The organism is Sulfuricurvum sp., assembly GCF_036279695.1.
In the GTDB taxonomy this organism is placed as follows: Bacteria; Campylobacterota; Campylobacteria; order Campylobacterales; family Sulfurimonadaceae; genus Sulfuricurvum.
Map to the genome: position 1 here is coordinate 1 of NZ_DASUIQ010000051.1, position 9,614 is coordinate 9,614.

The 9,614-nt window shown below is 45.6% G+C and carries 10 protein-coding genes; 4 read left to right on the top strand and 6 right to left on the bottom strand.

Translation table 11 applies throughout. The annotated features are described in order from the left end of the window. Positions 1-75: 75 nt before the first annotated feature. From VFW36_RS05110 to VFW36_RS05120, 3 genes are read right to left on the bottom strand one after another with little or no spacing between them, the layout of a single operon-like run. The gene (locus VFW36_RS05110; protein WP_422664557.1) at positions 76-1,317 is read right to left on the bottom strand and encodes a M18 family aminopeptidase; all 1,242 of its coding nucleotides are present in this window, start codon (positions 1,315-1,317) and stop codon (positions 76-78) included. Positions 1,318-1,325: 8 nt separating this feature from the next. Beyond that, a complete protein-coding gene (locus VFW36_RS05115; protein WP_329657735.1) occupies positions 1,326-1,577 on the bottom strand; it encodes a type II toxin-antitoxin system RelE/ParE family toxin in 252 nt (83 codons plus the stop codon). After that, a complete protein-coding gene (locus VFW36_RS05120) occupies positions 1,570-1,800 on the bottom strand; it encodes a ribbon-helix-helix protein, CopG family (protein ID WP_329657736.1) in 231 nt (76 codons plus the stop codon). The genes VFW36_RS05115 and VFW36_RS05120 overlap by 8 nt, the downstream gene beginning before the upstream one ends. A 284-nt stretch (positions 1,801-2,084) precedes the next feature. On the opposite strand from VFW36_RS05120, the gene VFW36_RS05125 reads away from it, so the two are divergent. Continuing rightward, positions 2,085-2,708 (top strand): hypothetical protein, encoded by a 624-nt coding sequence (locus VFW36_RS05125; protein ID WP_329657737.1) that lies wholly within the window; start codon positions 2,085-2,087, stop codon positions 2,706-2,708. Between the two features lie 32 nt (positions 2,709-2,740). Here VFW36_RS05125 and dnaE read toward each other — a convergent pair whose 3' ends face one another. Next, positions 2,741-6,280, bottom strand: a complete 3,540-nt coding sequence (dnaE, locus tag VFW36_RS05130; protein ID WP_329657738.1) for a DNA polymerase III subunit alpha — start codon at positions 6,278-6,280, stop codon at positions 2,741-2,743. 70 nt (positions 6,281-6,350) lie between these two features. Next, positions 6,351-7,226 carry an AraC family transcriptional regulator gene (locus VFW36_RS05135; protein ID WP_329657739.1) on the bottom strand — a complete coding sequence of 292 codons (876 nt, stop codon included), beginning with the start codon at positions 7,224-7,226 and terminating at the stop codon, positions 6,351-6,353. Between the two features lie 118 nt (positions 7,227-7,344). Between VFW36_RS05135 and VFW36_RS05140 the strand changes: the two genes are divergently transcribed. The 3 genes from VFW36_RS05140 (at position 7,345) to VFW36_RS05150 (ending at position 9,089) form a co-directional block, all read left to right on the top strand. Beyond that, entirely contained in the window at positions 7,345-8,472 is a 1,128-nt protein-coding gene (locus tag VFW36_RS05140) for a PLP-dependent aminotransferase family protein (RefSeq protein WP_329657740.1), read from the top strand. Positions 8,473-8,568: 96 nt separating this feature from the next. Further along, a complete protein-coding gene (locus VFW36_RS05145) occupies positions 8,569-8,802 on the top strand; it encodes an addiction module protein (RefSeq protein ID WP_329657741.1) in 234 nt (77 codons plus the stop codon). Continuing rightward, positions 8,799-9,089 (top strand): type II toxin-antitoxin system RelE/ParE family toxin, encoded by a 291-nt coding sequence (locus VFW36_RS05150; protein WP_329657742.1) that lies wholly within the window; start codon positions 8,799-8,801, stop codon positions 9,087-9,089. The genes VFW36_RS05145 and VFW36_RS05150 overlap by 4 nt, the downstream gene beginning before the upstream one ends. Before the next feature lie 2 nt (positions 9,090-9,091). Here VFW36_RS05150 and VFW36_RS05155 read toward each other — a convergent pair whose 3' ends face one another. Next, complete coding sequence (locus tag VFW36_RS05155) at positions 9,092-9,541, bottom strand: YaiI/YqxD family protein (protein ID WP_329657743.1); 450 nt, start codon at positions 9,539-9,541, stop codon at positions 9,092-9,094. Positions 9,542-9,614: the final 73 nt, after the last annotated feature.

Genomic DNA, 9,614 nt, shown 5'->3' on the forward strand with positions numbered 1-9,614 from the left:
CCTTATAGGTTTGATCGATGAGGGCTTTAAGCTCTTCGGGGGAGATACTCTGACTCACGCTATTCCTTGACGGGGTCAAAAATCCCCCAAATGAACTAATATTCGATACAGACCGTAAGCATCTTCCGTACCGCATACCTCACGAATTGAGTGCATGGCGAGCTGCGGAATCCCCACATCGATCGTCTCAACCCCCAATCGCGTAGAAGTGATCGGACCGATGGTCGATCCGCATCCCATATCGCTTCGAGTGATAAAGGTCTGTGTCGGAACATGAAGAGCACGTGCGCACTGAACAAATCGTCCTTGCGTCCGTGAATTGGTCGCATAGCGCTGATTCGAGTTAATCTTGATCGCTACCCCGCCATTGAGAAGCGGCGCGTGCTCAGACTCATGTTTGCTCGGAAAGTTGGGGTGCTGTGCGTGAGCATTATCGCACGATACCATGATCGAATGACGCATCAGTTTCTCATACTCATCTCCCGCAATCCGTCGCAACGTCTCCTCCACAAATGTCCCCCCTGCCCCGATATGAGACTCACTCCCCACCTCTTCGTGATCCATAAACGCACACATCATCGGATACGAGGTCTCTAGCAGTGCCTGAAGCCCTATATAACAGCTGAGGAGATTATCCAACCGCGCCGAAGCGATCAGATCGCTATTGATCCCGATAAAAGAGCCTTTTTGCGTGTCGTAAAAACTGAGCTCATGGGCTAAGAGGGTCAGGTTATCCGTATCTTCTTGGATATGAGAGAGGATAAAGGTCTCAAAATCGACCTCCCCCGTCGCGATGATAGGGACAATATCGCTCTGGGCATTGATGGAGCGGGAGCTATTCGCATCACGATCGAGATGGATGGCGAGCGAAGGGATAATAGCGATAGGACGGTTGATATTGATGAGGGCTTCACGACGCACATCCCCCTCCAGATAGACGACACGCCCCGCCAGCGATAAATCGCGATCAAACCACGGGTTCAGCAACACTCCGCCGTAGGGTTCGACTCCGAAACGCTTTACCCCTGCGGAGGTGGTCAAGGGATTGGGTTTGAGGCGCAGATGGGGCGAATCGGTATGAGCACCTACAATCGTGTACCCTTTTTCCTGACACGGAGGGTAGGTAAAGGCGATAATCGAGGAGTCGTTGCGGGTAACATAGTAGTCGTTCCCCTCTTCGAGTTCCCATGTCTCATCTTCGGATAGAGCGATGAACCCCCGACACTCCAGTGTTTTCGCCATCCACTCCACCGCATGAAACGGGGTTGGAGATGCATCGATAAAATTGATCAGTTCTTCGTTAAATTCGCGCATGATTACCTTCTTTAATAAACTTCTTTTCGATGAGCAATTCGGATGAGAGTAATGACCAAAATATCATTTTCTCGTAAATATACGATACGATAATCCCCTGCACGTTTACGAAATTTTCCTTTGTGATTCCCTTTTAAAGGTTTATCCGTAGTAAAATTTCCATTTTCAAGGTCTTTAATTTTTGCCCAAATAAGTTTTTGGTTTTCAGAACCGATTGCTTCAAGCTCTTTAAAAACAGCCTTTGGAACGATAATTTTATACATTCAATCCCAGTTTGAGGGCGACTTCTTCGAGAGTATAAACTTCACTTTTCCCACTTTTAATGTCATCGATTCGTTTATCGCTAATTATTTCATCGAGAGTATCAAAATAGGCACTCACCGCTTTTTCGATTAAATACGTGCGAGAACGATCCAGTTCATGAGCGTATTGATCCAAATCACTTAACAACGATTCATCTATTCGAATATTGATCGCTTTTTTCATTGTCTACTCCTGTAGAGTTTTGTAGATACATTATACTACATATTCAAATACAAATAGATTTATATTCAATCATTTTGTTGATGTCAACAAAATGATCAGATAGTCTCCGTCCTGCACTTAAGCAAAAGAATTCACCAAAATAGCAGATTTTTTTGCAATGTGTTGCAGTTATTTCCATTTTGGAAAAAACTGATGATTTTAAAAAAACATTATTTTTGTTACAATACATTCACTTTTCGTCATTCCCGACCTGATCGGGAATCCATCCCAATACAAGAAAAAAAATGCCTCTTTGGATTATGCCCGCATATATTGTATCTGGGATTACTTTATTAGTCAGCGGATATTTATCTTATACAAATAAACCTTTCTGTTTTCAAAATCAAGCCATTCGAAACGAATCTATTCGCCTTCATCGGCTCAAATTACGCCAATTTGATCTTGGAGCCAAAGAACAGCTTAACCCACAAGAAGAAGCCGAATATGCGATTTATAAACGTGCGGATAAAAAGGTACTTCTTATTGACAAGGTTTTAGGTATTGCCGTATTAATTAATCTTCCTATGCTTTTTATGTTAATGATATCATCAGGATGGGCGCTAAATATGCCCTTGTATATTGTCAGTGGTCTATTGATATTTCTTGGCAAACCTATATTCATCAACTGGATTCAACCTAGACTACCGCTGTGTGTAACGAATCAAAGTTTTTATGATCTTGATCTCATCGAAGCACTATACAAGCGGTTCAATGGGTTGCAACTGAATGAAGAAGAAAAGAGAAATATTGATCACTATGAGACAGAAATTCGATGGAACAGATATCACTTGAATGTGCTCTATATTGGTATTGCTTTACATCTACTTGCAACGATACTTCACGGCGTTATTCATTTATTTCAATCTTAACTAGATTCCCGATCAAGTCGGGAATGACGGGATCAAATCACATCCACATCTTCCAACGCACTCAACTCTTCAATAACCTTATTATCCACCCGTATCGCCGAATCGATCACGACATCGGCAAGTTTCGAGACGATGGTGAGTTTGATCGCTCGGCGTCCCGGATGACGGCGGACAAGGGTGTAAAGTTTCTCTAACGTCTCTAAATTGTCGCTGAGACGGATGCGCAGCTGCAACGGCTCCTGCGGAGGGAGGTTTTCGACGATCTTGGTCTCCACCTTTTTCGCCTCTTTTTTCGCTTCATTGAGGGTCATGATTTTGGTGACGCTGATACGGGTGAACATCTCGGTGTGAGTTACCTTGACCTTGAATGCGATCGGCTCATCCAAATCCATCGCTTCAAGCTGTTCAACTCTGTCGCTAAAGAGCATCACTTCGATATTGCCGTGAAAGTCCATCAAACTTACCAATCCGAACATAGACCCTTTTTTCGACATCTTTTTCGTGATCGTTTCGACTTTACCGATGAAGATAGCGCTTGAGCCGTCGGCAATATTTTCGATCTCAGATGAGAGGGTATAGTTGATCGCATCGATCTGGTCTCGATAGTTGTCGAGCGGATGACCGGAGACGTAGAACCCGAGGGTGTCTTTTTCGAAATCAAGAAGCGTTTTGAGATCGAACTCATCCATATTTTTGAGGCTCAGTTCGACGGCTGTCACCTCTTCATCATCCCCAAAAAGGCTAAATTGGGCATCTTTTTTGAGGGATGATCCTTTTTTTGCCGTCTCGACGAGAGTTTCGACCTGTTCCAACAATGCACGGCGGGAATAGCCGAAATGATCCAAGCCCCCCGCTTTGATGATGCACTCGATCACCTTTTTGTTCACTTTTTGCGGCTCGATGCGATTGATGAAATCCTGAATGTCTTTGAACTCCCCCTCGGCACGTGCTTCGAGGATCGACTCGACCGCCGCTTCTCCGACCCCTTTGATCGCCCCCAGACCGAAGAGGATTTGGTCTTGGTCATCTTTGTTGATTGCGGAGAATTCGAGCTGAGAGTGGTTGATGTCGGGAGCTCCGAGGAAGATTTTCATCCGTTTGGCTTCCTCGATGTATTTGACGACCTTGTCGGTGTTGTCTTTTTCCGAGGTGAGCAATGCCGCCATAAACTCCTGCGGGTAGTAGGTTTTGAGCCATGCCGTCTGAAAGGTGACCATCGCGTACGCCGCCGAGTGGGATTTGTTGAACCCGTATCCGGCGAATTTTTCGATCAGATCAAAAAGTTCGGAAGCTTTTTTATAATCCAGTCCCTGATTAGCTGCCCCCTCACTGAACTCTTTGTTGTACTTTTGCATCTCTTCGATTTTCTTTTTCCCCATCGCACGGCGAACGATGTCCGCCCCGCCGAGGCTGAAACCGCCGACCGTTTGTACGATCTGCATAACCTGCTCTTGGTAAACGATAACCCCGTAGGTAGGTTTTAGGATCGGCTCCATCGAAGGGAAAGTATAACTGATCGCCTGACGACCGTGTTTACGTTCGATGAAGTCATCCAACATCCCCGATTCCATCGGTCCCGGGCGATAGAGAGCGAGTACCGCAATCAAGTCCTCGAACACGCTGGGTTTGAGTCGTTTGTTCAAATCCTGCATCCCCGAACTCTCAATCTGGAACATCCCGATCGTGTCACCGCTTTGGATAATCTCATACACTTTCGGATCATTCTCATCGATCGTGTGCCAATTTACCTCTACGTCGTAACGTTTTTTGATCAGTTTGATCGCGTTGTCGATAACGTCAAGCGTTTTGAGTCCCAAGAAGTCGAATTTGATCAGATCGATGTCTTCGAGATAGTTGAGGGAGTATTGGGTGACAAACGTCTCCTCCCCTGAGGGTTTGTAGATCGGCGTTTTCTTCCAGAGCGGTTCGTTGGAGATAACGACACCCGCCGCGTGCATCCCCGCATTGCGTTTGAGCCCTTCGAGTTTTTTGGAAAACTCCCATACCCGCGCCGCCTGTGCATCGCTTTCGATCAGCTCTTGGATCTTCGGCTCTTTTTGGAAGGCTCCCGGTTTGAACTCCCCCCCTTTGGTCTTGCCGTTTAGGGTGATCCCCAGCTCATCGGGAATCATCTTCGCCATCGCATCGGCTTGAGCCAAAGGCATTTCAAGTACCCGCGCAACGTCACGAATAACCCCTTTGGCGAGAAGCGAACCGAAGGTTATGATCTGCGCTACCTGCTCTCGTCCGTATTTTTGGACGACATAGTCGATGATCTCACCGCGACGTGCTTGCATAAAGTCCATATCGATATCGGGCATCGATACCCGCTCAGGATTGAGAAAACGCTCAAACAGTAGATCGTATTTCATCGGATCGATGTCGGTAATCTCCAAAGAGAATGCGACAAGACTCCCCGCCGCCGATCCCCGTCCCGGTCCTACGGCAATCCCCATTTTTTTGGCTTCACGGACGAAATCCCAAACGATCAGCATATAGCCGGGGAATTTCATCTGATTGATCACCTGCATCTCAAATTCGAGACGATCCCGATATTCTTGGTGCCGTTCAGCAGGAACATGGATTAGACGGTCTTCGAGACCCCTGCGACAGCAGTGGATAAAGTACTCCGAATCTTCGGTAATCTCCAGCCCCTCTTCGCGGGCGTATTCGGTCGTAAATTTGAAATTTGGCGGTGTCGGGTTTCCGAGTTTCAGCTCCAACTGGCACTTATCTACGATCTCTTGAGTATTATAGAGCGCTTCGGGGATGTCGGCGAACAGCCGCGCCATCTGCTCGGGGGATTTGATGTAAAACTCATGGACGGAGTGGCGCATACGCTTGGGGTCGTCGTAGAGTTTATTCATCCCGATACACATAAATGCTTCGTGATATTGGGCATCGTCCGCATAGGTGTAGTGGGTGTCGTTGGTCGCGATCAGTTTGATTTTCGTCTCTTGGGAGATTTTGATCACCTGCTCGTCGATAAAGAGCTGATCTGCAATCCCGTGGCGCATGATCTCCATGTAAAAATCATCCCCGAAAATTTCTTTGTACTCTAACGCGATCCGTTTGGCTTCATCGTACCCTAACGCCCCGTTTTTGACGTTCCGTTCACTGTTGGTGTTGAGATGCCAATTCACCTCCCCCTGCAAACACGCAGAGGTACAAATGATCCCCTCACAGTTCTCACGAAGGAGCTGTTTGTTAATGCGGGGAAAGTAGTAAAAGCCGTCAATATAGGCTTTTGAAGAGAGGTACATGAGGTTTTTATAACCCGCTTCGTTTTTGGCGAACAAACAGACGTGAAAACGCTGTTTGATACTCTTGTCTCCCAATTCCTCACCGTTATGGATGTAGGCTTCCATCCCGATGATCGGTTTAAGCCCCGCCCCTCTCATCTGCTGATAAAAGTCGATTGCCCCGAACATATTTCCGTGATCGCTCATCGCCACCGACGTCATCCCAAGCTCTTTAACCCGTGAGGCTAACGCTGAAATTTTATTCGCTCCATCAAGGAGTGAGTATTCGGTATGGAGATGAAGATGGGTAAACGGGGGGACTGTGCTCATAAAAAAATGCCTTGAAAAAATGTAGAAAGATTATAGTAGGTGGGTGATTAATATCTCATTTAGTCAATCTCTATAAAACAGTGATCGGCAGATAAAATTCAAGATCAAATTCATCGGATTCATCCAAAAAATGGTTCTTTCGATAAATAGCATACGGCGGGAGTGTTTTCGCCTCAAAACCGCTCTCGGGAAGCCAAATTTGATACACATACCGCATAAAATGGAGGACATCACCGTATTTTCCTTGTATGTGGAAAACGGCACACAGCGATGCGGGAATCTCGAAATACGCGACCGAACCGTGCAGATTCATCCCTTTTTTTACCTCTATGGCGGCGATGTAAGCACACTCATCTAGCGGTGTAATCGTAGGATTGTCATGATGAAATCCGATTTGTCGGGCATTTTCGGGAATATCATGTTCGATGCACCACGCGTACAACCGGTTCCAACTGTTTCGGATAGAGATATTGTATCCTCGATGACGGATATACGCCGCATAAATAGGAGGCGTTTTAACGATTTTAGGAATCGTTTTGCTGAAATCACGATCACTATTCGCCGATGATGAACCCTCCAGAATTTTTTCGGAATAGAGTAACGAATCTCCGCGTTTCCACACTTTCGGCGTCGTATGAAAACGCTCTTTGAACGCTTTTATAAACGAGGTTTGAGAACTGTATCCGCACATCATCGCTATCTCGGAAACGGTCGCATAACGATTGGTCAATAATAGACTGGCCGCTTTTTGAAGCCGAATCGATTTGATCGTTTCAAACAGATTTTTCCCCGTCTCTTCTTTGAAAATACGGTGGAGGTGATGGGCACTTATCCCCTCCATCTCTGCCAATTCCGCAACATTCAAATCGGTATCGATGTGCAAATAGATATAAGACAGTACCCCGTTGACACTATCGGCTCGTTGATGTTTCGTTTCCCGTTTCATACCCTAATATTAGCATAAATGGATAGTAATATTGAATATTTTGGATAATTTTATTGTGTATTTGGATAAAGAATAAACTTTTGCTTTTCTTTACAATATCACCAAAAAAGGATTCACCGTGAAACGCTCATTCATTAGAGAAATTTTGGAAGTTATCGGCAGTGATACGGTATCGTTTGCGGGAGGACTCCCCGATGAGAGTCTCTTTCCTATCGAAGCGATGCAAAAGGCTTCCCAAGAGGTGCTTTCCACCCCCGGTGCACTCCAATATTCGATCACCGCAGGAATCCCTACCCTCCGTCAAAAACTGGCCGATTACTACACGGGAATGGGTTTGGAGACAAAAAGCGAAAATATTTTGATCACCACCGGTGCCCAACAGGCACTCGACCTCATCAGCCGTATCTATTTTAGAGAGGGTACGGTTGTCGAAGCACCTGCCTATCTGGGTGCCCTCAACGCATTCAGTGCGAACGACTGTCCTATGTATCCCGTCCCATTGAACGATTCAGGATTGGATCTTCATACCTTTGAGGAGATGTTCAAACAAACCAAGCGTGCCTATTTGATGTGTGATTTCCAAAATCCTACCGGTATATGCTATAGCGACGAGGTTCGACAAAAACTCGCCCGAATCGCCATCCATCATAATGGAATCATCGTCGAAGACGGAGCCTATATGGAACTCTTTTTCGAAGAACGTCTTGCTCCGATGTCACTGTACGCACCAGATCATACCCTGCACGTCGGATCATTTTCCAAAACACTCGCTCCCGGGCTGCGTTTGGGATGGATCCGAGGAGATGAGAAACTGCTACAGCCGATTTTAGCACTGAAAGAGAGAGCAGATTTGCATACGTCAGCCCTGTCACAGCATCTAGCTGAGCGTTTTTGGGAAAGCGGTTTGTTCGGAAAACATTTACGTAAAATCCGTTCGGCTTACAAACGTAAATGCGATGCACTTGCCGATGAGCTCACCTCTCAATTAAGCGATTTTTGTTTTATCAAACCCAAAGGGGGGATGTTCATCTACGGCACTTTTCCTGAGGAGATTGATGCAAAAGAGCTTGCACTGGCGTGTTTAAAAAACGGAGCCGTTTTTGTTCCGGGGGGAGAGTTTTATCCCGATACTTGCGTCAGTTCCGAAGCTCGTTTTAATTTTAGCAACACAACACCCGAAGAGATGCGTCGCGGTATTTCAATTATCGCTCAGACGTACAAAGCCTACATGCACCAAAAGAAATAACAAAGTGCATGAGATCAAATTTCCGTTGCGGTGCTTGAAGAAAAACCGATGTAAAATTCATGTTATAATGATGCAACTATGAAAAAGGAGTAGACTATGCTTGCGTTAAACACCCATCATCTGTTAGCTGAAGTAGACTCGATGCCTATCGATCTCAAAACAAAACTCATTGAAAAATTACTAAGTAGTCTAAATCCATCGCATCACGATGTAGAAACATTGTGGAAACAAGAAATCGATTCTCGCGTTGCATCCATCGAAAAAGGGTCTGTGAACCTTATCGACGGAAACGATGTTTTTCGAAAAATTAAAGCCCGTTTTGAGCAATGAATTTTCGATTTCATCCCGATGCGGAAATCGAGTTCAATCATGCCATTGATTATTATGAAGAGTGCCAAAACCATCTAGGTTTGGAATTTGCCCAAGAAGTTTACGCTACCATCCACCGCATTATCGATTTTCCCCACGCTTGGCAACCTATGACAGCCAAAACACGGCGATGTCTAACGAACCGCTTCCCTTTCAGTGTCATCTACCAACACGTTAACAAAGAAATTATCATCATTGCACTCATGCACCAAAATCAAAAACCGTTTTATTGGAAAGATCGTTCTTAGTTTTACATTACTCGTTTTGAGAGCACCTTATTCAACCCGTCTGCAAACGCTCGAACGGTCTTTTGCCCGATAGCACTCGGGCCGCCCGTGATCTCTCCGTTATTGCGCAGTTCTTCCATCAGATTGCGCATCGCAAGGAGATGTTTGATGTTATTCTCATCATAAATCGTCCCGCGAGGATCAAGTCCGACTGAACCTTTGGACACAATCCGATCGGCGAGCGGTATATCGGCGGTAATGACCAAATCTCCCGCTTCACATAACTCGGCGATTCGATGGTCGGCTTCATCAGGCCCCTGTGCCACTACTTCCATCGATACATGATGGACATTGGGGACACTTATTCGCTTGTTGGCGATAAAAATGGTCGTGATTTCTCTCTTTAGTACCGCACGAAGAAGTATCTCTTTGAGAGCATTCGGGAAAGCATCGGCATCTACGAGGATTTTCATTCTGACCTCTGAAATAAATATGCGATTATACTATGTAGAGCCGTTGTTATCACATATTTATTATATATTTTTA

Coding starts and splice junctions, on each gene's coding strand:
- VFW36_RS05120 (WP_329657736.1), bottom strand. CDS start 1,800: ATGAAAAAAGCGATCAATATTCGAATAGATGAATCGTTGTTAAGTGAT.
- VFW36_RS05125 (WP_329657737.1), top strand. CDS start 2,085: ATGCCTCTTTGGATTATGCCCGCATATATTGTATCTGGGATTACTTTA.
- VFW36_RS05115 (WP_329657735.1), bottom strand. CDS start 1,577: ATGTATAAAATTATCGTTCCAAAGGCTGTTTTTAAAGAGCTTGAAGCA.
- dnaE (WP_329657738.1), bottom strand. CDS start 6,280: ATGAGCACAGTCCCCCCGTTTACCCATCTTCATCTCCATACCGAATAC.
- VFW36_RS05135 (WP_329657739.1), bottom strand. CDS start 7,226: ATGAAACGGGAAACGAAACATCAACGAGCCGATAGTGTCAACGGGGTA.
- VFW36_RS05145 (WP_329657741.1), top strand. CDS start 8,569: ATGCTTGCGTTAAACACCCATCATCTGTTAGCTGAAGTAGACTCGATG.
- VFW36_RS05150 (WP_329657742.1), top strand. CDS start 8,799: ATGAATTTTCGATTTCATCCCGATGCGGAAATCGAGTTCAATCATGCC.
- VFW36_RS05155 (WP_329657743.1), bottom strand. CDS start 9,541: ATGAAAATCCTCGTAGATGCCGATGCTTTCCCGAATGCTCTCAAAGAG.